The organism is Actinospica durhamensis, assembly GCF_018139695.1.
Taxonomy (GTDB): domain Bacteria; phylum Actinomycetota; class Actinomycetes; order Streptomycetales; family Catenulisporaceae; genus Actinospica; species Actinospica durhamensis.
Genome location: NZ_JAGSOG010000120.1, coordinates 1 through 24,189, shown reverse-complemented (window position 1 = coordinate 24,189; position 24,189 = coordinate 1). Strand labels below are relative to the sequence as shown.

Annotated in this window: 20 protein-coding genes; 5 read left to right on the top strand and 15 right to left on the bottom strand. The window is 70.7% G+C overall.

The features are described 5' to 3' along the window. Window positions 1-19 precede the first annotated feature (19 nt). The 6 genes from KDL01_RS22295 to KDL01_RS22270 all read right to left on the bottom strand — a co-directional run bounded on the left by KDL01_RS22295 (window position 20) and on the right by KDL01_RS22270 (window position 8,013). The gene (locus tag KDL01_RS22295) at window positions 20-859 is read right to left on the bottom strand and encodes a hypothetical protein (protein WP_212530512.1); all 840 of its coding nucleotides are present in this window, start codon (window positions 857-859) and stop codon (window positions 20-22) included. 80 nt (window positions 860-939) lie between these two features. Next, window positions 940-3,705 carry a COR domain-containing protein gene (locus tag KDL01_RS22290; RefSeq protein WP_212530511.1) on the bottom strand — a complete coding sequence of 922 codons (2,766 nt, stop codon included), beginning with the start codon at window positions 3,703-3,705 and terminating at the stop codon, window positions 940-942. A gap of 446 nt (window positions 3,706-4,151) precedes the next feature. Further along, on the bottom strand, window positions 4,152-6,110 hold the full coding sequence (locus KDL01_RS22285; RefSeq protein WP_212530510.1) for a S9 family peptidase: 1,959 nt from the start codon (window positions 6,108-6,110) through the stop codon (window positions 4,152-4,154). A gap of 156 nt (window positions 6,111-6,266) precedes the next feature. Continuing rightward, window positions 6,267-6,716, bottom strand: a complete 450-nt coding sequence (locus KDL01_RS22280) for a hypothetical protein (RefSeq protein ID WP_212530509.1) — start codon at window positions 6,714-6,716, stop codon at window positions 6,267-6,269. 145 nt (window positions 6,717-6,861) lie between these two features. Continuing rightward, on the bottom strand, window positions 6,862-7,575 hold the full coding sequence (locus tag KDL01_RS22275; RefSeq protein WP_212530508.1) for a ribonuclease H family protein: 714 nt from the start codon (window positions 7,573-7,575) through the stop codon (window positions 6,862-6,864). 270 nt (window positions 7,576-7,845) lie between these two features. After that, the gene (locus KDL01_RS22270; RefSeq protein ID WP_212530507.1) at window positions 7,846-8,013 is read right to left on the bottom strand and encodes a hypothetical protein; all 168 of its coding nucleotides are present in this window, start codon (window positions 8,011-8,013) and stop codon (window positions 7,846-7,848) included. A 346-nt stretch (window positions 8,014-8,359) separates the two neighbouring features. Between KDL01_RS22270 and KDL01_RS44715 the strand changes: the two genes are divergently transcribed. Together KDL01_RS44715 and KDL01_RS22260 are read left to right on the top strand one after the other, a co-directional pair. Continuing rightward, window positions 8,360-10,333: a S53 family peptidase gene (locus KDL01_RS44715; RefSeq protein ID WP_212530506.1), complete on the top strand. Its 1,974-nt coding sequence runs from the start codon at window positions 8,360-8,362 to the stop codon at window positions 10,331-10,333. 126 nt (window positions 10,334-10,459) lie between these two features. After that, complete coding sequence (locus KDL01_RS22260) at window positions 10,460-11,461, top strand: hypothetical protein (RefSeq protein ID WP_212530505.1); 1,002 nt, start codon at window positions 10,460-10,462, stop codon at window positions 11,459-11,461. Here KDL01_RS22260 and KDL01_RS22255 read toward each other — a convergent pair whose 3' ends face one another. The 5 genes from KDL01_RS22255 to KDL01_RS22235 form a co-directional block, all read right to left on the bottom strand. Then, window positions 11,462-13,759 (bottom strand): SpoIIE family protein phosphatase, encoded by a 2,298-nt coding sequence (locus KDL01_RS22255; protein WP_212530504.1) that lies wholly within the window; start codon window positions 13,757-13,759, stop codon window positions 11,462-11,464. It lies immediately after the preceding gene. Window positions 13,760-13,975: 216 nt separating this feature from the next. Further along, window positions 13,976-14,500 carry an NUDIX hydrolase gene (locus tag KDL01_RS22250; protein ID WP_212530503.1) on the bottom strand — a complete coding sequence of 175 codons (525 nt, stop codon included), beginning with the start codon at window positions 14,498-14,500 and terminating at the stop codon, window positions 13,976-13,978. 26 nt (window positions 14,501-14,526) lie between these two features. Further along, window positions 14,527-14,901: an SUKH-4 family immunity protein gene (locus KDL01_RS22245; protein WP_212530502.1), complete on the bottom strand. Its 375-nt coding sequence runs from the start codon at window positions 14,899-14,901 to the stop codon at window positions 14,527-14,529. Further along, entirely contained in the window at window positions 14,894-16,045 is a 1,152-nt protein-coding gene (locus KDL01_RS45390) for a toxin glutamine deamidase domain-containing protein (RefSeq protein ID WP_212530501.1), read from the bottom strand. The genes KDL01_RS22245 and KDL01_RS45390 overlap by 8 nt, the downstream gene beginning before the upstream one ends. Next, on the bottom strand, window positions 16,042-16,659 hold the full coding sequence (locus KDL01_RS22235) for a WXG100-like domain-containing protein (protein WP_212530500.1): 618 nt from the start codon (window positions 16,657-16,659) through the stop codon (window positions 16,042-16,044). Before KDL01_RS22235 ends, KDL01_RS45390 begins: the two co-directional genes overlap by 4 nt. A 209-nt stretch (window positions 16,660-16,868) precedes the next feature. Between KDL01_RS22235 and KDL01_RS22230 the strand changes: the two genes are divergently transcribed. From KDL01_RS22230 to KDL01_RS22220, 3 genes are all read left to right on the top strand, one after another. Further along, on the top strand, window positions 16,869-17,294 hold the full coding sequence (locus tag KDL01_RS22230) for a hypothetical protein (RefSeq protein ID WP_212530499.1): 426 nt from the start codon (window positions 16,869-16,871) through the stop codon (window positions 17,292-17,294). A 197-nt stretch (window positions 17,295-17,491) separates the two neighbouring features. After that, window positions 17,492-19,885, top strand: coding sequence for an XRE family transcriptional regulator (locus KDL01_RS44710; protein ID WP_212530498.1), 2,394 nt, complete (start codon window positions 17,492-17,494; stop codon window positions 19,883-19,885). A gap of 114 nt (window positions 19,886-19,999) precedes the next feature. Continuing rightward, window positions 20,000-20,509 (top strand): helix-turn-helix domain-containing protein, encoded by a 510-nt coding sequence (locus KDL01_RS22220; RefSeq protein WP_212530497.1) that lies wholly within the window; start codon window positions 20,000-20,002, stop codon window positions 20,507-20,509. 12 nt (window positions 20,510-20,521) lie between these two features. On the opposite strand, the gene KDL01_RS22215 is transcribed toward KDL01_RS22220, so the two are convergent. The 4 genes from KDL01_RS22215 to KDL01_RS22200 all read right to left on the bottom strand — a co-directional run. Next, window positions 20,522-21,145: a ClpP family protease gene (locus KDL01_RS22215; protein WP_212530496.1), complete on the bottom strand. Its 624-nt coding sequence runs from the start codon at window positions 21,143-21,145 to the stop codon at window positions 20,522-20,524. Window positions 21,146-21,211: 66 nt separating this feature from the next. Continuing rightward, complete coding sequence (locus tag KDL01_RS22210) at window positions 21,212-21,805, bottom strand: ClpP family protease (RefSeq protein ID WP_212530495.1); 594 nt, start codon at window positions 21,803-21,805, stop codon at window positions 21,212-21,214. A gap of 86 nt (window positions 21,806-21,891) precedes the next feature. Then, complete coding sequence (locus KDL01_RS22205; protein WP_212530494.1) at window positions 21,892-22,431, bottom strand: DUF6886 family protein; 540 nt, start codon at window positions 22,429-22,431, stop codon at window positions 21,892-21,894. Beyond that, window positions 22,431-24,189: DUF4132 domain-containing protein (locus KDL01_RS22200; protein WP_212530493.1), on the bottom strand; the 1,759-nt coding region annotated here is incomplete at its 5' end. The genes KDL01_RS22205 and KDL01_RS22200, both read right to left, overlap by 1 nt.

Sequence of the window (24,189 nt, the reverse complement as noted above, 5' to 3'; positions counted from 1 at the left end):
GCTCGGGGCTCGGGGCGTGTCAGGGGCGTTCTTGGAACTGGAGCAGGCCGCCCAGTGAGAAGCACAGTGCTCCGGCGAAGGTGCCCCAGTTGGCGATGTCGGCGTTGATGAGGCTTCCGGTGTCGGGACGGGTGAAGGCGGCCAGCGCCGAGACCATGAAGAGCACGGAACCGAGCTGGTTGACGGAGACGATCCACCAGGCGAGGCTGCGTGTACACCAGCACGGGCGGCCGTGGCAGACCTCGGAGATCGCGAGATGTCCCGAGATCAGGAACAGGGCGCAGCCGATGATGTCCGGTGTCCAGATCAGCCGGTTGGTCTGCCGGGCGGTGAGGCCCTGGAGGAACGAGTCCAGCAGGTTGATGCCGAACACGAGCGTTCCGACGAAGAGCAGGAAGGTGCTCAGCCAGTCGATCCGGGTCGGTTCGTAGCGCCACCATCGCCATGACCTGGGAAGCAGCGATGCGCCGTCGGCTGCGGGATTGGGCGCGTTGATGGTTTGCAGGAGCGAGGTGTAGCCGCCGGTGTTGAAGAAGAGGCCGCCGGCGAAGTAGATCGAGGCGCTCGCGGTCGGACTGCTGATGCCGAGTTGGGTCAGGGCGGCGCCGAGTGCGAACAGTGCTCCGCCGATGGTGAAGGCGACGGAGGCGATGGCGTTGAGCCTGCGTAGGCGGGCGAGGGTCGGTCTGTCCGCGCGGCGTAGGACGGCTCCCTCGCGGCCCGTGGAGCGGATGGAGAGCGTCCCGCGCTTACGTGCGGTTCTGGATTCCCAGACCGAAGTGGCGCCGCCCGCGAGACGCCGTCTGACGCGGGTGGTGAACGGCCCCGCGCCTTGTCGGACCTCTTCGGGATGCTCCACGGCCCAAGCCTGGTGGATCCGCACGTGCCCGACTACAGCGCACGCTCGGGTCGTAGGCCATTCGGCGGGGGACGCCGTCGTCAGCTGGGGGCGGCAGCGGCGTACGGGTACTCCATGGCGCGTACGTGCTCGCGGCAGAGATACACGATCCGTCGGTCCCCGGGACGCTCTCTCGCGGTGAGACCGCCCCACTCCTGGCGTGGGTCGAGTTTGATCAGTGCGGCTCGCAGTGCTCGGAAGTCCGCGCCGATCTCGGCGAGACGTCGCGGGCCGTCGGCCGGTTTGGCTCGGGGCAGTCCGCTGGGTGTGCGGCTCAGCGCGGATTCGGTGAGGTCTTCGGTGAACTTCGCGGCGAACTCGAAGCCTGCTTTGGTGCGTTCGGTGAGCTGCACGCCGGCGGCGGCCAAGCCCGGGCCGGCCAGCGGAACGATGAGGCCGAGCGTTGTCGCAAGTGCCGTGAGGTAGGGGAGGTATTCACTGAGCCAGGGGGGCAGTTTCCGCACGTGGTAGACGCCGACTCCGCTTGCCAGCGCATGGGGGCCGTGCGGGCCGTAGGGCCATTCGCACCACAACCGCAGCTCGAGGGTACGCGCCGGGGGGAAGCCGGTGCGGCCGATGTCCTCGATCTCGAACAGGGAGGGGCAGTGCAGCCCGGCGTCGGCACGGTGTTCCAGCAGGGTGCGCAGGCCGTTGAGCGTCGACAGTCCGTGCTGGTCGATCCGCTCCAGGCTGGTGGTCTGCCGATCGACGGCCTTGAGCACGGTGTCGACGTCATGGCGCATGCTGTCTATCGCGGCCTCGAGGGCGCTGCCGCGCAGGCCGTCGAGCATGGTGCGGGCATCGAGCCGCTTCCCCGTCTTCGGGCAGCGGACCTTGCCGTCCGCCCCCGGATCCCGGTCGGTGGCCTCATAGATCAGTTGGTCGAGGGAGAACAGGTGCGCGCAGGCGCCGAAGGTCTTCGGCGTGCAGATACAGGGGACCAGCCGCTGTTCGAGCAACCCCGGGTAGCGCTGATCCAGGATCCGCTCGAAGGCCTCGGCGAGCACGGACAGGAAGCGCACCGGGAATCTGCCGCGCACCCGCAGTTCGATGGTGGGCTGCTCGCGGCCGTCGTCGACGAGCATCGCCCAGGACGGATGGGCCGGATCCCGGTCGTGCAGCAGCGCACCGTGCGCCCAGTGCACGCCCGTGGTGTAGCGGTGCTCGCGCGCGATGAACCACGTCGGAATGCCGGCCTGACGGGACTTGAGCTGGTAGGCGATCCCGAGTTCCCGAAAGTCGGGCTCCTGGCCGGCCTGGGCCCACATGACGTCCGCGGCCGGTGGACGGGCCTCGTCCAGCCGCTCGACGATGAGCGCGACCATGTCGCTGGTCTCCGCGTCGCCGATGCGATATGCGAGGTCGAACCGCTCCATCATCCGGACCAGGCGATCGCTCAGATCCGGGTCGTCGAGGTCTCCCCAGATCCGGTCGCGCTCGGCCCGGCTCAGCATGCCCCTGGCATCGGCGACGACCTGGCTGTCGAGGACCGCGCTGATGCGGGCGTCGAGCCAGGAGGGATGCAGGATCATCTTCTTGGCCAGTTCCGGGTCGTCCGCGAAGTAGACGATGTCGCCCAGGTCGTGCAGGGAACGCGCTATCACCTGCCGGCCCGTCTGGTCATCGACGCCCGCGGCCTCCATGCTCTGCCATACGTGCCGGGCGGTGGCGGTGTAACCGGGGAGGGCGCGGACCGCGTCGCCGGCGGCGGCCCAGGAAGCGGGCCAGGTGGTGCCCATCAACGGCAGCTCTGCCGCCTGCTCGCGCACGGCGGCTTCCAGTTCGCCGATTCCGTTGCCGGTGGACGAGTCGACGGTGAACACGCCTGCGATCTGCGGATAGCGGGCACGCAGGTCGCTGGGCAGGGTCGCGGCGGACGGCTCGTCGCCGTGGGTGGCCACGATCAGGATCGGCGACTGGGGAGCCCGCGCCGCGATCACGTCGAGCCACGCGGTGACCTTGCCGTCCCGCCAGCGTGCCCGGGCGTTCCATACGAGGATGAACAGCGATCGATCGGTCAGATAGAAGCGCTGGGTGGCGCGGTATTCGAGTTGGCCTCCGAAGTCCCACACGCGTATCTGCATCGTGATGTCCGGCTCGCTGGGGTGCACCAGAGCGAGCGGATCGATGTGGACGCCGTGGGTCTGCCCTTCGTTCGGGTCGTAGCGGCCACCGGTCAGCTGCTTGGCCAGCGAAGTTTTGCCCACAGTGGCCTCGCCGACGATGAGCAGTTTCGAAGCCCACTGACGAATCGGCGCTCGGGCGGTTCGTGCGCGCAGGTAGGCAAGGATAGCCTCGCTGCCCTGGTCCATCACCTCGGGCGGCGGATTCTTCATCGTACGAGAGCTGCTTCGTGTACGAACTCGAGCGTTGCGAACTAGTCGGGAAGTTCGGTAAGCGAAGAGGGGGCGACGCTGGCTTTGATGAGACCGGACATTCCGTCGGGGAGGGCGGGCAGTGACTCCAGTCTCGCAGCGGCGATGCTCAGATGCTCGAGCGAGGAGATGCTCGAGATCGACGCCGGGAGTGTGCTGAACGCGGTCCCCGATGAGGGAGAGGTCGGTCAACCTGGGCAGAGCGGGAATCCAGTCCTCGTCCAGGGTCACGTCCAGGTCGGAGACCATCCACGAGAGCGAGGTGAGGCGAGGCGAGGCAGCGCGCTGAATATCGCCGGCAGCCTGGTCACCCGGCGGGTGGGTGTTGAGACTGATTTGACTGAGCGAGCCGAGTTCGACAAACCAGCTCGGAAAAGAAAATCGCTCGTCGATGGACAGGGAGATGGAGGTCAGCTTGGTCAGCCGCCGCAATGATTCCGGCAGCCCGGGCAGGTCACTCGTGGAAATGTAAAGCGAGGACTATTCGTGTTTCTTGGCGGTCGCGATCAATTCCCCGGCATCTGCGAGCGCATTCTCCTCGAGTGTTCGCATGCTTCGGTCGGACACATTCCCACCCCTCGTAGGACTCTGTTCCGTCTAGCCGCAATACGCACATTGTGGGGCGCTGCGCGCAACGTTCACAGGGGACTGTCGGCGTGGGAGCGCCCGGAGTTGTCCACAGCCTGTGGAAACTTTCTCGGCGGCGATTCCGACACTGAGTGCACGGGCACGGGCACGGGCACGGGCACGGGTGCGGGTGCGGACACGAGTGGGGATTCGGGTGCATAGATGATGACCGGTACGGCTTTCGACGCGGCGGACTTGGAATCCGTTGCGAAGGCCGTACCGGGCAGGAGTGCGGCGGCGGGGCGTCGTGGCTACGACAGGTGCCGGGCCCACCACTCGAGGACGGCTTCGAAGCGCTGGGTGCGGTGGCGGGGGCGGCCGGAGCGGGTGAGTTCGTGGCCTTCGCCGGGGAACAGGAGGAACTCCGCGTCCACGCCGGCCCGGCGCAGGGCGACGAACAGGCGCTGGCCCTGTTCCAGCGGGCAGCGCCAGTCGTTCTCGGAGTGGACCACGGCGAAGGGGATGGTGATCTTGTCCGCGTGGTAGAGCGGGCTGCGGTCGCGCAGGACGGCGGGGTCGGTGCCGATGTAGGCGTCGACGAAGGTGTAGCCGATGTCGGAGCTGCCCAGCATCGAGTCCCACGCGTTCACCGCGCGCTCGCTCCAGGCCGCGCGGAAGCGCGGGCCGTGGTGGGCTGCGAGCCAGCTGGTCATGAATCCGCCGTACGAGCCGCCCATGATGCCGACGCGGGACGCGTCGAGGTCGGGGCGTTCCAGGGCCTTGTCCAGGAGCGCCAGGACGTCGTCGACGTCGACCGTGCCGAAGCCGTGGGTGATCGCCCGGCCGTGGGACTGGCCGTAACCCGCGGAGCCGCGCGGGTTGCCGAGCACGACCGCGTAGCCGGCCGAGGCGTAGACCTGGGCCTCGTCGAAGATTCCCCAGTCCTGCTGGGTGAACGGGCCGCCGTGCACGACGCGCAGCACCGGGTGTGGGCCCTCGCCTTCGGGCAGGACCAGCCAGCCGTGCACCGGATAGCCGTCGGGGGCCGTCGTGGTCAGCTCTTCGACCGGACGCAGTCCCCTGCTACGCAACTCCTGGGAGTAGTCGGTCAGGGTGCGCGTGCCGCTTTCGTCGAACACGACGATGTCGCCGGCGCTCTGCGGTGTGGCCACGACCGCGACGATCACCTGGCCGTCGGCGGCGAACGCGCGCACGGCGGCGTGCTGCGCGTAGAGCACGCGCAGTTCGGTGAGCCGCGCGGTCTCGGCACCTGCGGCCACGGCGCGCAGTTCGACCGCGCCCCGGTTGCGGACCGCGACGAGGACTTCGGCGCCGACGGGCACCGGCGGGCCGGCCGAGCTCTCGCAGTCGACCGTCTCGGCGTCGGTGAGCCTGCGCGGTTCGACCGATCCTTCGCCGAAGCGCGGGACCGCCGCGTAGAGCCCGGTGTTCGAGGCCACGAGCTGCTCCTCGTGGGACTCGCAGTAGAAGAACAGCGTGCCGTCCTCGCCGAAGGCCGGGTGCTCGCAGGAGCCGGGGCACACCACGACCACCTCGGCCTCCCCGCCGTCGGCCAGGACCGCGCAGATGTCCTGGGAGGAGGATTCCGACGCGCCCCACTGCGGCGGCGCGGTGAAGACGACCCGGGTGCCGTCGGGGGTCCACGCGGGATCGTCGGCGTCGAAACCGCCGTCGGTCAGCGGCTTGAGCTCGAGGACCTCCGCGGCCTCGAGCGCGGTGATCACGTCGATGACGAACAGCCGCTTCATCCGGTCGCGCAGGAAGCCGACGTTGTCGACGCGGTAATCCATCCGCGTGATCCGGCGTGGCGCCTCGGCCACCGCCTCCGGGCTCTCCCCGTCGCCGTCCGCGGTGCCGTAGCGGCCGGCTTCGGGGATCCGCGCGACGAACGCGATCCGCTGCGAGTCCGGCGCCCACACCGGGCTGCCGACCCCGAGCGGCGAGGCCGTCAGCCGCTTGGCCTCGCCCCCGTCGACCGGGATGACGTGCAGCTGGGGATGTGCGTCGGCGCCTTCGCCGTTCTCGCGGCGCAGGAACGCCACCCAGCGGCCGTCGGGCGAGATCGCCGGGGCCGAGTCGTGCTGCCCCAGCGTCCACGGCCACGCGTCACCGTGCAGCGAGACGCGGTGCAGAGCACTGCGAGCCTTGTTCGTCTTGAGGTCGGGACTGCTGACGGCGGTCAGCAGCAGGCTGCCGCGCAGCGCGGGACGGCCGGGAACCAGGAGGGCTTCGATGTCGGCTGGGAGCACGATCCCGACCGTATCGGATCGCTACCGAGGGTTGTAGTGCTCGACTCGCCTGGGAGAGATCGCCTCGGAAAACGGAACCCGGCACGTCACCGGTGCGTAAATCATGCGATATCAGTTCGCGGATCCGGAACCGGCCGGTCGCCGGTTCCGCGGGTCCTACTGGCCGGCCGTCGGGCCGGGGATGTGCGCGTTGGAAGCGGCCGCGGCGGCGAACTTGTCGAGGTCCGCGTTCCAGATCCGGTGCACGTTGATCTTGGTGGGCTTGTCCTCGCCGGGGAACTGGATGTAGATCTTGCCCCAGATCTTGCCCTTGCGCACCTCGCCGATCGCCCCGGAGGCGACGGGGATCGCGGCGACGATCTCCTTGGGGCGGTTGGCTATCCGACCGGCCCGGTTGACCACGACGCTGGTGTTCGTGAGCGTGACGAAGTAGTAGTCGCGGAACATCTGCATGATCAGCGCGCCGAGGCCCCCGATCAGGCCGTCGACCCAGGGGCTGGGTCCGGTCATGCCGTGCGCGCAGGCGACGAACTGCTCACCGGGGGGAGCGACGACGCTCAGGTTCTCGATGACCTGGTTGCGCATGCCGGACCTGGTGATAGGCATTGATACTTCCTCGACTGAGTGGTCTCGACCGCCCCGGGATTCCGGCGACGGCGTGCAGACCCTACCGGCTGGCCGACCGGCCTACAACAGGTTGACTCGGCTTCGGCGCAGTACACCAGCCTTGACAATGGTTTGATGTTCTCCCTCAGCCCGCGGCGCACTCGAGGTGGCCCCAGCCCTTCGGGCCCTTGGCGATCTGTTCGCCGGCCGCGTAACGACGGCCGCAGCCGCAGGTTCCCGGGTACTTCGCCGCGATCGACCTGGGAGTCGTGCCGGAGGCGGTGCCGGAGCCGGTTCGGGGGGCCGAGCTCTTCTTGGCCGCGGCGGAGGCGCCGTCGGCGGGGACGGTGGTGACGGCCGGGACGGCGAGGCGACGGGTCTGGTCGGCGGTGAGGGCTCCGGTGGCGGACTGCTGGCTGACCGCGCAGGCGCTGGCCGCCTCGTCGGCGAAGGCGTTGAGCGGGTCGCCGTCGGTCTGGTGTGCGGGCACGTACACGAACTTCACGTCGCGCCCGGCCAGCAGGGCGTCGATGCGCACGACGAGGTCGCGGTTCGCGACCGGGCTTCCGGAGGCCGTCTTCCAGCCGCGCTTGCGCCAGCCGGGCAGCCAGGAGGTGACCGCCTTCATCGCGTACTGGGAGTCCATCCGCACTTCCAGCGGCACGGCCGGGTCGAGCGTCGAGAGCAGCTGCTCCAGCGCGGTCAGCTCGGCGATGTTGTTCGTGGCGTCGCCCAGCGCGCCGGCGGCCCATCGGCCGGGGCTGCCGTCGGCCTCGGCGGCGATCACCCAGGCCCAGGCGGCGGGGCCGGGGTTGCGCTTGCAGGCGCCGTCACAGGCGGCGAGAACACGGTTGGTCACCTGTTCATGATGCCAGCCCGCGGCGACGCGGCCCGCGACCGGCGGCGGGCGCGAGGTCAACCGTATCGCCGTGGTCTCGGCCTCGGTGGCGGTCCTCGGCACCGCCGCGGCGCTCGCCGTGCCGAATGCGGCCCCGGCTTCCGGTCGCGCCGCAGCTCCGGCAATCACGCGGCATCAGGGGGTTGTGCGGCGGTTCCGGGGGTTTCACATCCCGTCACCTGCGTGATTGCCGGCGGAGCGGTGCCAGTCGGCGCCCATTGGCGCACCGGGTCAGCGGCGCCGCGCGTACCAGCCGGTGCCGACGCCGAGCAGGTGCAGCGCCAGACAGGTCAGGCCGGCCAGCATCAGGCTCTCGGGACTGAACCAGACGTTGGTGGAGGTGTTGCTGCCGTGGATGAAGAACGCAATGCCGAACAGGACTGCGGCGATGACGCCCATGTCTGTCCTTCCCATCGTTATCGCAGAGAACGGATGGCAACGGGTGCCCGCACGGCCGCCGGGTATGCCTGTCGCGGCGGAATCGGCCATCGGGCGTCGTCGGGCGACGCCGCCGTTCTCAGCCGTTTGTTAAGCACTGATTTCAACACGCGCCGATTGCATATTCCGTTCCCTCATCGAAAATTCATGAGCCCCTTGTCTTCCCTGCGGACCGTCTATATAAATAGCCGATGCCTCTTTAAATGAGGGTACGGATAAAGCACTATCCGGACATTAAGTGCATCTCCTCCTCTATGGAAGGGAACTGCGCACCATGAGTTCAGCCGTACAACGGCGCCACAGGCGAATGGCCTCGGCGACGGCCATCTCCGTCGTTCTGGCCGCGTTCTCCGCGGGGGTCGCGGGAGCGACCTCGGCGAGTGCCGCCCAGGGTCCCACCACCCTGGCCGGCAGCAGCCCGAGCTACGCGACCTCCGCCGCCGACCAGGGGCAGACCGCGGCTTCCACACAGCTGTCCGTCCGCGTCTTCCTGGCCGGCCAGAACCCGGCCGGCCTGGCCGAGTACGCCAAGGACGTCTCGGACCCGACCAACTCCCTGTATCGCCACTACCTCAGCGCCGCCGCCGCCAAGGCACGTTTCGGGGCGACGTCGCAGCAGGTCGCGGCGGTGACGTCCTGGCTGACCGGTGCCGGGTTCACCATCACCTCGACGACCGACCACTGGATCGACGTCAAGGGTCCGGCGGCCGACGTCCCCAAGGCGTTCGACACGTCGATGCACAACTACAAGACCTCGGACGGCACGCTGCACGCACCGCAGCACAACGTGCAGATCCCGTCCGCGGTGGCGAGTGCGGTGGCCGGGGTGACGGGGCTCGCGCAGGCGACCACGCACGCGGTGACCATGTCGACCACGACCGGCAAGGCCGCGACGACCTCCGACCCGTCCTGCTCGGCCTACTACGGCCAGAAGCAGGCGCCGGCCGGCACACCCGCGATACCGGCCGGGTACTCCGACCCGTCCACGCTCGCACAGTGCTCGCTGTACCCGTCCGAGCTGCGTAAGGCCTACGGCGTCACGCAGAGCGGGCTGACCGGCAAGGGCGCGACGATCGCGATCGTGAACTGGTACGGGTCCTCCACCATGGAGGCCGACGCGGACCAGTACGCGGTCAACCACGGCGACAAGCCGTTCGCGCCCGGCCAGTACTCCGAGGTGAGCACCCCGTCGCAGTGGACGAACGAAGACGTCTGCGGCTACGGCGACAACTCCGAGGAGGCGCTGGACGTCGAGATGGCGCACGGCTTCGCGCCGTCGGCCAAGATCGTGACGGTGGCGGCGAACTCGTGCTACGACAGCGACCTGCTCGCCGCCGAGGCCGAGATCGTGGACAACCACCTCGCCGACATCGTGTCGAACTCCTGGGGTGAGTCGATCTACTCGACCGGGGGCGACCTCGACCCGTCGCTCATGGCCGCGTACGACCAGGTCTTCGAGCAGGGTGCGGTCGAGGGCATCGCCTTCGACTTCTCCACCGGCGACTGCATGAACAACGATGCCTTCTCGGTCTCCTCCGGCCTGAACTGCGACCCGACCGTGAGCCGGGCCTCGGTCGACTGGCCGACCTCCTCCTCGTGGGTCACCGCGGTCGGCGGAACGGCGCTGGGGCTGAACAAGCAGGGCGGCTACGGGTTCGAGACCGCGATGGGTGACGACCGCAGCGGCCGCACGGCATCCGGCGCGAGCTCGTGGGCTGCGGCGGCGGGCACCTTCGGCGGCGGTGGCGGCGTCAGCGAGACGGAGCCGCAGCCCTGGTACCAGAGCTGGGTGGTGCCGAGGAGCATCTCGACCACGCTGATGGACGGCACCAAGACCACGCCCAAGCGCACCATCCCGGATATCTCGCTCAACGGCGACCTGTACTTCAGCAGCACGCTGGTGGGTCAGACCACCGACGGTGTCTACTCGGAGGCGGGTTACGGCGGCACCTCGGTCTCGGCGCCGTCGTGGGCGGGCATCCTGGCCGACGCGCAGCAGGCACAGGGCGGCGTTCCGGTGGGCTTCGCCAACCCGGCGATCTACCTGCGGGCTTCGCTGACCACTGATGTGACCGGCAACCCGCGTCAGATCGGCAACACCCCGGTGGACTCGGTGGTCTTCGAGTACCCGGCCGACAGCCCCTACGCGGGCCAGCTGCGCCTGGTGCAGTACAACGCGGACGAGGGCCTGCCCGCGACCAGGGGCTACGACCTGGCCACCGGCGTCGGCTCGCCGAACGCGAACTTCCTGCGCTCGTTCGAGTGGGGCCGTTTCTTCTAGGCCGTACACCGTGACCGGGTCATGCGGCTGAGGCGATCGGCTTCAGCCGCATGACCGGTCCGGCCGAGGCCGTCGCCGTTTCTCCGTCGGCCACGACGCCGTGCACGAGGGGTGCACGAAGGCGTCGTGGCCGACGGCTTTTCATTTCCGCATGCGCCGTGGCGGGCGGCTGTTGTTAAAGTCGGGCTCACATGTCGACGGCGGCCGGGAGGGCGGGGAGTGATGAGCGGTCTTCTGTTCGTGTGCCTCCTGGTGTTCGCCGTGCCCGGCTCGATCGTGGCCGTGTTCTCCGGCGCCAAGGTCTATATGGGGCTGGCACGCCGGAGGCGGTGGCGCGGGGAGGTTCATCCGGCGAGCCGGACGCTGCCGCGCAGGACCCGGCACACGCTGCGGATCAAGGTCTCGCAGCGGCAGGCGGACGCCGCGATCGCGCGGTGGGGAACGTCGGACCAGCTCGGTTTCGCCTGGGTCCGGGCGGTGGGGCAGTTGCGGTGGCACCAGGTGGTGCTCTTCAGCGTCGGCGACGGTGCGGGCCTCGTCGTCGATCCGATCGGTTCGCCACGACGCAAGTACGTGTTCGATGAATCGTGCGTGATCGGGCCGACCGACGCGGTGATGACGTTCCCGCTCGGCTCCTCGAGGCGCCCGCGCGTGTTCCACGCCCTCCGCGTCGTCGGTACGGGGCAGAGCATCGATCTCGCGGTCGAGCAAGCCGATCTCGCGACCGTGTTGGCTGTGTCGAAGGCCTCGGATGCCGCGAACGCCCTGGCGGCCGCGGAACCGACACAGGCGGTAGAGCTTGCGCGGACGGCCCCGGGTCGCCGGGCGAAGGTGGTGCGGGTCGCCGACCGGTACACCCTGCTGCGGCGGGCTACGGGCCGGAAGATCGACCGCGCGTCACGGGCCAGCCGCCGGGTGAGCGCCGTGTGCTCGGCGGTGAGTGTGGCCGCGATCGTGGGCATCGCCTCGCTCGAGCACTTTGCGACCTCGCACCACGTACCGATGCTGCCTGACCCCTTCGAGTTCCAATTGCCTCTCGGGATCTCGGCGCTGGTCTTCGCATTCCGCGCGCTCCGGCCCCGGCGCCGGCGGCGGACCGCCACCGTCGCCGAGTCCTCGGAGTCCTGATCAGACGGGGGCCGGTGCCCGGTCGCCGATGGTGAACCACACCGTCTTGCCGGTGTCGGTCAGGCGGGTGCCCCAGGCGTCGGTGAGGGCCTCGACCAGCATCAGGCCTCGACCGTTCTCGTCCTGCGGGTCTGGGGCGCGGCGCTGCGGGACGTGCGTGCTGTCGTCGCTGATCTCCACCGTGACCTCGTGCGCGGTGCGGTGCAGGCGCAGGCCGATCGGGCCGCGGGCGTGGCGGACGGCGTTGGTGAGGATCTCCGAGACCGCGAGGCGCACCTGGTCGGCGAGCTCGTCCTGGCCCCACTCGGCCAGCGTGTCGGCGACGAAGCGGCGGGCCAGGGCGACGGAGCGCGGTTCGGGGGCGAGGTCGACGCGGGCGTGCGCGACGGGTGCGGCGGGGATGCGCACGAGCAGCAGCGTGACGTCGTCGAGCGGCTGGTCTATGTGCGGCAGCGTCGCGGAGATGATCCTGTTCGCGGCCTTCTCGAGGTCGACGCCGTCGGCGAGTGCGTCGCCGAGTTGGGCCTGGAGCGCGTCGATCCGTTCGTCGAGGTCGCAGTCGTGCGTCTCGACGAGCCCGTCGGTGTAGAGCACGAGCGTCGTGCAGTCCTGCACGGCCAGCGTGACCTGCTGGTGCGGGACCTCGCCGATGCCCAGCGGAACGCTGACCGGGATCGGCAGGCGCCGCGCGCTCCCGTCGATCTCCACCGTCAGGATCGGCAGGTGGCCGGCGCTGCACGCGGTCACCTCGCGCGCGTCCGGATCGATGACCAGGTAGCAGCAGGTGGTGAGCTGGTCCGGGATGTCCCGCGCGACCGCGTCGAGGGCGTGCATGAGCTGTTGCGGCGGCATTCCGGTGCGGGCGAGGGCGTTGGCCGCCGAACGCAGCTGGCCCATCACCGTCGCGGCCTCGAGGCCTCGGCCCATCACGTCGCCGATGAGCACGCCGATCCGGCCGGCGCCGAGCGGGATCAGGTCGAACCAGTCGCCGCCCACGCCGGCCCCCTGCGTGGCCGGGAAGTACCGGGCCGCGCTCTCCACGCCGGGGACGGCCGGGGGCGAGCCCATCAGCGCGTGCTGCAGGGTGAGCGCGACGTGCCGCTGCTGTTCGTAGAGCCGGGTGACCTCGCGCTTGGCGCGGGTGTGCTCGGCGATGTCGCGGGCGATCGCGCAGGCGCCCACGACCGCCCCGTCGCGGTCGCGCACCGGCCAGAGCACGATGTCCACGTCCAGCAGCGTCCCGCTGGCGGCCACCCGCAGGGTCTCGTAGTGCTCGATCCGCTCGCCCTGCCGCAGCCGGGAGAGCAGAAGTTCGATCTCGTCCTTGTACTCGGGCAGCGCGAGGATGGAGACGTGCCGTCCGACGGCCTCGGCGGTGGTGTGGCCGTACATCCGGGTGGCCGCGGCGTTCCAGAAGGTGATGACGCCCTCGAGGGTCGTGGTCAGGATCGCGTCCTGGGAGGACTCGACGATCAGCGCCAGTTCATTGATACGCGCCTCGGTGGCCTTGCGGTCGCTGACGTCGCGGACGGCGGCGGAGACGAGCAGGCCGTCGGGGGTCTCGAGGGGGCTGAGGCTGATCTCGACCGGGAATTCTCCGCCGTCGCGGCGTAGTCCGTAGAGTTCGAGTCCGGCGCCCATGGGGCGGACCTGGCCGTTGGCGGTGTAGCCGCGGCGGTGGAAGCCGTGTTGGGAGCGGAAGCGTTCGGGTACGAGGATCTCGACCGGGCGGCCGAGCAGTTCGTCGCGGGTGTAGTCGAACAGTGCTTCGGTCTGGGCGTTGACCAGCCGGATGGCGCCGGCGTCGTCCACGATCACCATCGCGTCCGGCGCCGACTCCAGCAACGCCCGGAACCGGGCGTCGGCGGCCTTGCGGTCGCTGACGTCGCGGACGGCGGCGGAGACGAGCAGGCCGTCGGGGGTCTCGAGGGGGCTGAGGCTGATCTCGACCGGGAATTCTCCGCCGTCGCGGCGTAGTCCGTAGAGTTCGAGTCCGGCGCCCATGGGGCGGACCTGGCCGTTGGCGGTGTAGCCGCGGCGGTGGAAGCCGTGTTGGGAGCGGAAGCGTTCGGGTACGAGGATCTCGACCGGGCGGCCGAGCAGTTCGTCGCGGGTGTAGTCGAACAGTGCTTCGGTCTGGGCGTTGACCAGCCGGATGGCGCCGGCGTCGTCCACGATCACCATCGCGTCCGGCGCCGACTCCAGCAACGCCCGGAACGGCTCCTCCGTGCCCGCCACGGGGTCCAACGCCCGCCCGATGGCCTGCCGCGGCTCGGGCTGCTGCTCCGTCGGGTCCATCGTCGCATCCCTCCAACGGGCCCCCGTACGGGCACCCCTGCGCGTGGCGTGGTGCGGGCCGCACCGAGCAGTCGGTGCGGGCTCCCACCTCACGCAGTGTGCCAACCGGTGTGGGGGGCTCGGGGCGAATTGCGTAAGAATCTTCGAGCTCGCCAGATCTCGCCACCCCGCGTGCGCCTGCCCGCGCCCCGCGTGCGCCCCGGTCTGCTCCCGCCGCTATCCGGTGGTGTCGGGGACCACCGGGTCGGTGATGTCGTGGCCTGATGCGCGCAGTCGCGCGATCAGCCGGTCGATGAACGCGGCCTGCGCGGTGACCACCTTGCGGCGGGCCTCCCCGGGCTCGAACCACTGCGCCCGGTCGACCTCGGGGAACGTGCGCGGCGGCGTGCCCTTGGGCCATGCGAGCTCGAAGGTGTTGCTCACGAGCGTGTCCACGTCGAAGTCGTGTTCCGCGGCCCAGGCGGTGACGATCTTCCCGCCGCTCTGGGTGACCTCACCCAAGGGGATGAGGTCGGCGTCGGCGAGCGCGAGGCCGGTCTCCTCGCCGAGTTCGCGCAGCGCGGCGGCCCGGGCGTCCTGGTCCGGGGCGTACTCGCCCTTCGGAATCGACCACGCGCCGAGGTCCTTCTTGGCCCAGAACGGGCCGCCGGGGTGCACGAGCAGCACCCGCAGGGGACTGCCGGACACCGGGGCCGGATCGTCCATGCGGTACAACACGATGCCTGCGCTGAGCTTCTTCATCGCAACAATGCCATCCCAGGTGAATGCTACGTATTCGCGGCGGGCCAGTCGGCAACGTACTCCAGCCCGCCCGCCGCCTTCGCCGCGGTGAACGCCTCCGCCACGGAGATCTCGGCCAGACTGGGCCAGAACGAGAAGGCGCCCGTCTCCTTGTCGATCACCACGACGCCGCGGCCCGGTTCGGTCGGGTGCAGCGGGATGCCGTCGGTGCCGACCGGCGGGGGCGGCACCAGCTTGGTCACGGTGAAACAGGATGCGAACTCGGTCAGCCGCAGCGAGGTGTCCGGGGGCAGGCCGGCCTCCGGCACGAGGTGGAGTTCGGCGAGCCGGCGCGCCTCGGCGGCGTCGATCGGCGGGTGGCAGTCCGTCGCGTACGCCTGCCGCTTCACCTTCTCAGGCATGGAGACTCCCCACCCTCAGCGGCTTTCCCCGGGCATCGAGCGTGATCGACCATACGTTCACCGGGTCGGGCCGGGTGTGGATGGGCTGGTCGCTCACGGTGTTCGTCTGCATGTCCACCCAGACGACGCTGCCGTCCACGTTGGCCGCGTTGAACGCGTGGCCGCCGCTGATCGGGATCTGGCCGGTGCGCGGATCCCGGACCGGGGTCCCGGTGTGCGGGTCGACGAAGGGCCTGCCGGTGGCCGGATTCGTGACCGGCCAGTCGATCTGCACGATCGCCGCGCAGCCGGGCCCCGCGGCCCGCAGTTTGGCGGCGAGGCGGCGATACCCGGCCGCCCCGCTGCCCTCGTAGGCGTGGCCGGTGCCGGCGAAGCCGACGATGTTCTCGTTGCCCTCGCGCTCCGGATCGTCGGGACCGTCCACGCCGGTGCCCGGGTCGATCGCCCGCGGCTGCGCGCAGGTCGGCTCTCCGTACCAGGAGGCCAGGAACGAGCGGGCGCAGTCGGCGCAGTTGTTGGCGCGGCCCGGCACGGCGTCGCCGCCGTCGTTCCCGTTGGCCACCCAGCCCGCCCTCGGGTCCGCGTGCACGACGAAGCCGCCGCCCACGACCATCGGGAAGCCGAGCTCTATGGCCCGCTGCCACTTCGGATCGTCGTGCCGCAGGCCGCCGGGACCGCCGTAGGGGCGGACCAGATCGGGGGCGAGTCCGGTCGAGGGCGGGCCGTATCCGATGCCTGCGAGTTCGGTGTGTTCGTCCGGCGAAGCCTCTGGTTGCCGCGGGATGCCGTGTGTGTTCTCGCGCGCGCCTTGGTGGCCGAGGTCGCGCGTGACGCCGGTGATCGAGTCGGCGATCTCCCGGTCAGCGCTGAACATGCGCTCGGTGTTCGCATCGGTGCGCGCGCCCATCTCGCCGAGCACGCGCCCGCTCTGGTCGAGGACGTGCGCACCGGCGTCGGCGGCGTCGAAGGTGGCGTCCCACACGGCGGCGCCGAGCCCGGATTCGTCACCGGCGCAGTGCTCGCGCAGCTGCTGATGGATCTGTCTGAACTGCCCGCCCATCTGCTGCACGGACGTGCCGAACTCCGACAGGGCCTGGGCGCCGGCCTTGAGCGTGGGGTAGTCGTGGACGATCTGGCCCCTCACCGCGGCGACCTTCCGCCGAGGATATTCGCGATCTTCGCCGACATCCCGCCGAACCCGGAAACGCCCACGTCCCGGCCGGTTCCGGGCGCATCACCGAGCAACTGGCCGCCGAGGCTGCCTGCGGTGGAGGCGAGCGTGGCCAGGATCGGGGCCGTCGTCGCCTCCCTGATCTTCCGGCCGATCTGCGCGATCGCCTGATCGAGGACGCCCTTCACCGCCTCGCGCGCCGCCGCTGTGCCCTCGGTTTCGCCGTGGGCGGCTTCGGCGGCGTACGTCGTCAACTCGGCGATCATCGCGGCCTTCGCGCTCTCGACCACGTCGGCGCATTGGAACACCGCATCAGCCAGTACCTTGATTCCCTCGCCGAGATCCTGGAGATGTCCGCCGGAAACCCGGCCCCACAAGGGCTCGAACACGTCCAGCGACGCGCTGGCGTTCACCGCGAGCATCTGCCGGACCACCCGCGCCGCATCCGCGTGCCGATCCTCGAGCGCGCCCGCGACGCCGCGTAACTGCGCGGACACCGCCCGCAGTCCCTCCTCGTCGACGTCCGGCCAGGTCACCCCGATCGCGCCGAGCACGCAGGCCAGTTCACCCGGCAGTTCGACCGCCATGGGCCCCCACAGTCCTCTCCGTCAGCGGCCTGCAGGCCTCGGGTTCACCGATGCGGAGCCTAGCCGCGGGAACGGGCCGAGACCTGCGCTGACACGCCCTTCATCGGCGTTCACGCCGTCGGCGGCCGGGGCGAGACTTGCGTATTGAGCGGATGAGGCATTCACTTGGTTCTCGTGGGGTTTGTCCATTCGAGGTGAGGTCGCGAACGATGGCAGGAGTGCTGCTGCTCGCGTGCGGGCTTCTCGCCACCGTGATCGGATGGCGCACGGTCCGTCGTGTCCGCGCGCTCACCCGGCGTATCACCGGCCACTACCACGGGCCGCAGGTGCCGGTGTGGGTGCGCCGCGTCGCGCCGTGGCGGCTGATCCCCGGGGTGGGTGAGGCGGTGATCGTGTGGAACCGCCGGGCCAAGCTGGCCAAACTCCTCGCGCTGCCGTTGCTGCTGCTCGGCCCGCTGCTGACCGCCCTCGGCGCGCTGCTGCTGGTGCACGAGGTGCACACCGCGCACGCGCTGCGCGAGACGCTGATCCAACTCGCCGTGTTCCTGGCCGCCGCCGCGTTGGTGCGCGGGTTCCTGCGGCGCGGCCGGCGCCCCGCGGTGAGCCCCGTCTCCACGCGGCAGGACCGGCTCTGAGCCGGGTACCGAATCCGAGGACTGAATCTGTGGCTTGATCCGTCGGCGCACAAGGGCCGGTCGGAGCCGGCCGGTGAGACTCGGATCTGGTAAAGGACCATTACAATCCGTGGATACGGTCGTAGCGGGCTGTGTTATTCTCGGCGAGCCGATCTGCAGATGTCTGCCGAGCAGACTTCGCTGAAGGGCTTGAGGTCATGGCGGGCACGAGTGGGTCACCGCTGCCGGAGGGAATCGGTCCGGCCGCGCGTCGCTTGGCACAGGAGCTGCGGGCGCTCAAGGATGCCCGCGGACTCACCCTCACCCAGCTCGGTGCGCAGACCCACTACAGCCGTGCGTCCTGGGAGCGTTGGCTCAACGGCAAGAGGCTGATCACCCCGGACGCCCTCGTCGCCTTCGCCACCCGCTACGGCGTGGAGGCGCCGCCGCTCATGGCGCTGCTCGACCGGGCGCGCTCCGGCGACACCGGCGCGTTCGCGGACGGGCGCGGCTCGAGCGCGCGCGGCCCTGCCGCACAGGACAACGTTGCCGAGGCGCGGACGCACGGGCCCGCCGGATCGCGGATCGCGCAGTTGCCGCCCACCACAAGCGATTTCACCGGACGGCTCGAGCAGATCACGCGGCTGCGCGCCGCGCTGACCCCGGGTTCGGGCGACCCCGGTCAGGTCTCCATCGCGGCCGTGACCGGCGGTGGCGGGCTCGGCAAGACGACCCTGGCCGTCCACGTCGCGCACCTGGTGGCCGGTCGGTTCCCGGACGGCCAGCTCTACGTGGATCTGCTCGGTGCCTGCGAGGCGCAGGCCCGCGCACCCGAGGACGTGCTCGAGGAGTGGCTGCGCACGCTCGGCGAGGACCCGGCCACGCTGCCGCCCCGGCTCGACGAGCGCGCCGCGCTGTTTCGCAGCCTGCTGAGCAAGTCGCGGATGCTGGTGCTGCTCGACAACGCCCGCGACATCGAGCAGATCCGACCCCTGCTTCCCGCCGCGAACACCTGCGCCGTGCTCGTCACCAGCCGCAATCGGATGGCCGAACTGCCCGGCGCGTACAAGCTCGGCCTCGAGTCCCTGCCCGACGACGAGGCCTGGACGCTGCTCGCGCAGCTGGCCGGAGTGTCGCGGCTGGCCGCCGAGCCCGAGGCAAGCGCCGAACTGCTGCGCGCCTGCGGCGGAATCCCACTCGCCCTGCGCATCGCCGGCGCCCGGCTCGCGGCGCGGGCCAACTGGCGCGTCTCCACGCTGGCCCAGCGGCTCGGCGACGAACGCAGGCGGCTGGACGAACTCGAGATAGGCGACCTCGCGGCCCGGGCCAGCTTCCAGGTCAGCTACGCGGCGCTGGCCAAGACCGAGAGCCCTGACGGGCTGTCACCGGCCCGCGCGTTCCGCCTGCTCGGCCTGGTTACCGGCCCGGACATCGGGCTGCCGGCCGCGGCCGCACTGCTGGGCCTGACCGCCCGGCGCGCGGAGCGGGTGCTCGAATCCCTGGTCGACGGGCATCTGCTGGAATCGCCCACCCCGGACCGGTATCGGATGCACGACCTGATCCGGCTCTACGCGGCCGAGCAGGTGCGGCGCGACGAGGAGCCGTCCGAGCGCGACGCCGCGGTGGCCCGGCTGACCGGCTGGTACCTGGCCACCGCCGCCCGCGCGAACGCCTGGCTGGCGCCGCAGGCCAGACCCGTTCCGCTCGAGCCGATCCCGTTGTCCTGCCCCGCGCCCGAGTTCGACGTGCACGAGCAGGCGCTGGCCTGGTGCGACACCGAACGCGCCAACCTCAGCGCGGCCGTGCAGTGTGCGGCCGCCCACGGCTGCCACGAATACGCGTGGAAGCTGGCCGCCGCCCTGCTCGGCTTCTACAACCTGCGCCGCCACCTCGCCGACTGGACGGTCACCCACCAGGCCGGCCTGGCCGCGGCCGAGGCGGCCGGCGACCGGGTGGGTCAGGCGTGGATCCACAACAACCTCGGCTTCGTGTACTTCTACTGGGAGGAATCCGACCGCAAGGCGCTCACCTGCTTCGAGCGCTCGCTGGAGATCCGGATCGAACTCGAGGACCTGACCGGCCAGGCGATCGCCCTGAACAACATGGGCGGCGCCTACCACCGCCTCGGCGACCCGGACGAGGGCATGCGGTGCCTGGAACGCTCGCAGGAGATCAGGGAGACACTCGGCGACCGCCTCGGCGTCGGCATGAGCTGCCTGAACATCGGCTGCATCTACGTCGGCTCGCAGCGCCCCGCCCTGGCCGAACCGTACCTCCACCGCGCCCTCGCCATCGTCGAGGAACTCGGCAACAGACAGCTGACCGTGACGACGCTGAACAACCTGGGCGAGGTGTACATCCAGCTGCAGGACCAGGAGGCTGCGAAGCAGTACCTCGAGCGCTCGCTGAGCCTGAGCCGCGAACTCGGCGACGTCCCGGGCCAGGCGCTCGCGCTGCAGAGCCTGGCCAAGGCCTACTACGACGCCGGCGAGGGCGAGGTCGCGCTGCCGCTGTGGCAGCAGTCGCTGGAACTCTACGAGTCGGTCTCGGACCCGGTCGCCGAGGACGTGCGTGCCGAACTCGCCGAGGCGGGCTTCGGCGGCACCCGCTGAGCGCGGACGTGTTCGCTGACAGCAGAGCCGAATCGCCACACTCGCCCCTTCCCGGAATCGACCGGCGACCTACGCTGGAGGGAAGGTGGGATCGCAGGCAGTGCCGAGGAGGTCATGATGCTTGAGCGCGGCGACGGTGGCGGCTCCGGGGAACTCGAATCCCGCGAATCGATCCCTCGCGAATCGGCCTCCCGTGAATCGATCCCTCGCGAATCGCCCGCCCGCGAATCGCCCGCCCGCGAACCCACTGTCCGCGAACCGCTCTGGCGCGATGTCGTGGGCGAGGTGCTGCGCGAGGAGCGGCAGGCGAGGGAGCGCACTCTCCAGGACGTGGCCGACGTCGCGCGGATCTCGATGCCCTACCTCTCCGAGATCGAGCGGGGCCGCAAGGAGGCCTCGTCCGAAGTCCTCGCCGCCGCCACCCGCGCCCTCGGCATCAGCATGACGGAGCTGTTGGTGCGGATACAGCGGCGCCTGGTCGACTACGAGCGCGCAGCGGTGGCCGCCACGCCGGTTCCCATCGCCAACGTGCCCGCCGCGGCCGCCACCGTTGCCGCCGCTGCCGCATCGGCCGCCGCCACGCGGGGCGTTCAGAACAGGGCGACGCTCTGCCTGGTCGCGTAGCGCTCGCCGCGGCTAAGCCGCCGTCGTCAGACCGGGCAGGCGCAGCTCCCGCTTGCCGATGATCTGGTCGGCCAGGCCGTAGGCCACGGCCTCCTCGGCGCTGAAGATCTTCTCCCGGTCCATGTCCGCGTGCAGGCGCTCGACGTCGTGCGGGGTGTGGCGGGAGAGGATCTGCTCGATCTGCGCCCTGATCCGTTGCATCTCCTTGGCCTGGACGCCCAGGTCGGAGACCATGCCGCGGCCGCCCTCGCTGGCCGGCTGGGCGAGCGTGACGCGCGCGTGTTCCAGGACGTGGCGGTGGCCGGGCTCCCCGGCCGCCAGCAGGATGGCGGCGGTCGAGGCGGCCTGCCCGACGCAGTACGTCCAGATCCGGGAGCTGACGAAGCCCATCGTGTCGTAGACGGCCATGAGCGCCGGGTAGGAGCCGCCCGGGGAGTTGAGGTAGATCGACACCGGAAGGTCGGTCTCGGCCGACTCGAGGTGCAGCAGCTGCGCGATGACGACGTTCGCCACACCGTCGTCGATCGGGGTGCCGATGAAGATGATGCGTTCGGCCAGCAGCTTGCTGTAGATGTCGTAGGCGCGCTCGCCGTGCGGGGTGCGCTCGATGACGGTGGGGATCGTGTACTGGATCATGCTCGGGCTCCGTCCGGTGATGGCGTTCTCGTGGGCTGTGTTCGGGGCGGCGTTCGGGACGCGGTGTCACAGGCCCATGCGACGCACGGGTTGGAGCGGGCGGATCTCCTTGAGGGCGCTCACGACGTGGTCGACCATGCCGTACTCGCGCGCCTGCTCGGCGGTGAACCAGCGGTCCCGGTCGCTGTCGCGCTCCACGGTGTCCTCGGGCTGGCCGGTGTGTTCGGCGATGATCTCCCGGATGGTGCGCTTGGCGTGTTCGTGGCTCTCGGCCTGGATCGCGATGTCCGCGGCCGTGCCGCCGATGCCGGCGGAGGGCTGGTGCATCATCACGCGGGCGTTGGCCAGGGCGAAGCGCTTGCCGGGCGGGCCCGCGGTGAGCAGCAGCTGGCCCATGCTCGCGGCGAAGCCGGTGGCCACGGTGGCGACGTCGTTGGGGATCAGGCGCATGGTGTCGTAGATGGCGAGGCCCGCGGTGACCGACCCGCCCGGGCTGTTGATGAACATGCTGATGTCGGCGTGCGCGTCCTGCGCGGACAGCACGAGCAGTTGGGCGCAGACGCGCTCGGCGAGTCCGTCGTCCACCTCGCGGCCGAGGAAGACGACCCGCTGGTTGAGCAGCTCGTGCGCGAGGTCGTCATCGAATGTGGAGTGAGTCATGACTCCAGTCTCGGCCGCGCGGGCAGGTCAGGGCAGAGGTTTCTGCTGTGGGCAGATCTGCCTACAGCAGAGCGGGCGGCCCGCCGCTACGGACGGGAGCGGGCGTTGCGCATTCGGATGCCGCTGAAGTCCAGGGTGCTCGCGATGACGCCGTCCCAGAACGGCCAGAGGTTCGGCAGGACCCGAAGTTCGATGCCGGCTTCGCCGTGCAGGGCGAACAGGTCGCCCACGCGCTCCGGCGGGGCGAGCGGGGTGACCTCGTGGTCGCTCACCATGGCGTGGGGCGACTTCGGGTCGCCGATGGGGTGGAAGTCCTCGGCGGCGAAGCGGTAGGCGTAGAGCGTGGCCTCGCGCATCGCGTCGAGCCAGCCGTATTCGACGGCGTGGACGCGCCGGCTGTGGCCCGGCCCGAGGATCGCTCGGGCGTCCTCGGCGGTGGTCCAGGGGGCGGTCCAGGCCATGGCGCGCGGGCACTGGCGCGGGAACCAGTAGTCGGGCGCCCGGTCCCAGGTCACGGCCCAGACGTACGGGTCGGGTTCCTGGGCGGTGCGGGCCACATGCGGCTTGAACGCCGTGATCGTCGGGTCCTCGGAGAAATGCAGAACTTGTCCGGGTTCTGGGCGCATCAGGGAAGGATGTCAGGGGTCACATGGGGGTGCGAGGGATTTATCGGCGCGTCGGCGGGGGTGCCCGGCGCATCGACGGGTCCGGCGGGTCCGACGGGTCCCGTGCCGAGGAGCATGGCGGCCGCGTCCGACGGGGGCGACATCAGCAGGGACAGGTCGCGCTCGACCTCGGAGCACAGCCGGGGGTGCAGGGCGGACCACGGCAGCGGGGTCAGGGCCTTGTCGTCGGTGCGGTGGATCCAGGCGGTGCCGAAGCGGATCTGGGTGCGTGCGGCGGGGTTCGCGGACGTGTTCGAGCCCGGATTCGCGCCGGATTTGCCGCCCGGGCTCGCGGCGGCGCTGATACGTGTGACCAGGGCGGTCGCGGTGACCTTGTCCTGCGGGAACTCGCGGTGGATCAGGTCCTCGCGGTCGGCCGCCTTGCCGCCCGACTTCGTCACCCTGCTCCAGCGCAGCTCGGCCAAGGTCGCCTGCCAGGACTCGGCGTCGGCCACGGCTCCGGCCCACTGCCGCAGTTCGGTCTGCTCGGGCTCGCGCGCCGCGCTCGTGAACGCCCGCTCGATCTGCTGGAACGGCTGGTCGAAGTGATCCCGGATCGAGAGCCGACGCAGGATGCCGCGCCATACGGCCAGCTCCTCGGGGGCTGCTTCGCGCGGGTGCCAGAGCTGCACGCTGCGGACGTTCTCGGGGATGGGTGTGCCCGGGCCCGACGGCCCGCCCGCGATGTGCGGGAGCTCGCGCAGCAGGCCGGCGGGCTGCCAGGCAGGGATGGCGTCGAGCGTCTCGCCGGACTCGAGTTCGAGGCGCCAGACCAGCCGCGAGGCCACGGCGCGGGTGATCGGGTGGCCCAGGTACAGCTGCCGCCACTGGGCCGGGCTCCAGGTGCACTCGGTCGCGAGGAGCGCCTCGATCCGTGCCAGCTCCTTGCGGTACGTCGCGTTGATCGCCCGGATCTCCGTGCGCAGGACCCGCTCCGCCGCTTCGTCGGTCACCACCGTGTCGTCGTCGAGCCGGCTGCTGGTGACGGCCCCGTTGACGTTGAGCGCCAGGGTGTAGCTGCGGTGATGGGTGGTCAGCGAGCGCTTGCCGCTGACGTCGAGGCCGTGCGTGGCCACGGCCACCTCAGCCGTGCCCGCCGCCCGCGCGGCCCACGGCATCCGGCTGATCGCCAGCAGCAGCAGTTCCCGCTGTGTCTTGGTCTGGGCCTTCGGCACCACGGCCTTGAGCTGTTCGAACGCCTCCTCCGTGGCGATCGCGGCCAGCGCGCCGGCGCCGGCGTCGCGGATGCCGGTCGACTCCGCGATCCAGGGCTCCTCGAGCAGCCGGCCGAGCGCCTCGCCGAGGTCGGGGACGGCCTCCGGGCCCAGGACGTGCGAGGCCGCCCAGAGCGTGTTCACCGCGGCGACGGTGTTCTCCCGGCTGACCAGGATCGGCCGGGTGTCGCTCGCGCCGTCGGGGTGCAGCGCGCTCGGCGGCGCGGTGGCCAGGGCCCGCAGCAGGGCGCGCAGGACCGGAGCGGTCGACTTCTCGGCGCTGCCGAGCAGGTTCACCGCCGCCCCCCAGCCCTTGTCCATGGTCGGCCGGGTCCCGGCCGAGAGGGTCAGCAGTCCGGCCAGCCCGGCGCCCCGGTTGCGCCGCAGCGCCCCCGACTCGAGCACGGCGCGGGACCATCCGTCGCCGTACACGAGCAGGCCGGGCGGCTGCGCCCCGGTCCCGGGCGCGTCGGGCCGTCCCGCCCCGCCGTGGTCCGCCTCACCC

What these genes read in the sequence shown, in the direction of transcription:
- KDL01_RS44710 (WP_212530498.1), top strand. Translation starts at nt 17,492, where the DNA reads ATGGCGGGCACGAGTGGGTCACCGCTGCCGGAGGGAATCGGTCCGGCC.
- KDL01_RS22205 (WP_212530494.1), bottom strand. Translation starts at nt 22,431, where the DNA reads ATGCGCCCAGAACCCGGACAAGTTCTGCATTTCTCCGAGGACCCGACG.
- KDL01_RS22250 (WP_212530503.1), bottom strand. Translation starts at nt 14,500, where the DNA reads ATGAAGAAGCTCAGCGCAGGCATCGTGTTGTACCGCATGGACGATCCG.
- KDL01_RS22220 (WP_212530497.1), top strand. Translation starts at nt 20,000, where the DNA reads ATGATGCTTGAGCGCGGCGACGGTGGCGGCTCCGGGGAACTCGAATCC.
- KDL01_RS22255 (WP_212530504.1), bottom strand. Translation starts at nt 13,759, where the DNA reads ATGGACCCGACGGAGCAGCAGCCCGAGCCGCGGCAGGCCATCGGGCGG.
- KDL01_RS44715 (WP_212530506.1), top strand. Translation starts at nt 8,360, where the DNA reads ATGGCCTCGGCGACGGCCATCTCCGTCGTTCTGGCCGCGTTCTCCGCG.
- KDL01_RS22245 (WP_212530502.1), bottom strand. Translation starts at nt 14,901, where the DNA reads ATGCCTGAGAAGGTGAAGCGGCAGGCGTACGCGACGGACTGCCACCCG.
- KDL01_RS22215 (WP_212530496.1), bottom strand. Translation starts at nt 21,145, where the DNA reads ATGATCCAGTACACGATCCCCACCGTCATCGAGCGCACCCCGCACGGC.
- KDL01_RS22230 (WP_212530499.1), top strand. Translation starts at nt 16,869, where the DNA reads ATGGCAGGAGTGCTGCTGCTCGCGTGCGGGCTTCTCGCCACCGTGATC.
- KDL01_RS22235 (WP_212530500.1), bottom strand. Translation starts at nt 16,659, where the DNA reads ATGGCGGTCGAACTGCCGGGTGAACTGGCCTGCGTGCTCGGCGCGATC.
- KDL01_RS22280 (WP_212530509.1), bottom strand. Translation starts at nt 6,716, where the DNA reads ATGCCTATCACCAGGTCCGGCATGCGCAACCAGGTCATCGAGAACCTG.
- KDL01_RS22210 (WP_212530495.1), bottom strand. Translation starts at nt 21,805, where the DNA reads ATGACTCACTCCACATTCGATGACGACCTCGCGCACGAGCTGCTCAAC.
- KDL01_RS22270 (WP_212530507.1), bottom strand. Translation starts at nt 8,013, where the DNA reads ATGGGCGTCATCGCCGCAGTCCTGTTCGGCATTGCGTTCTTCATCCAC.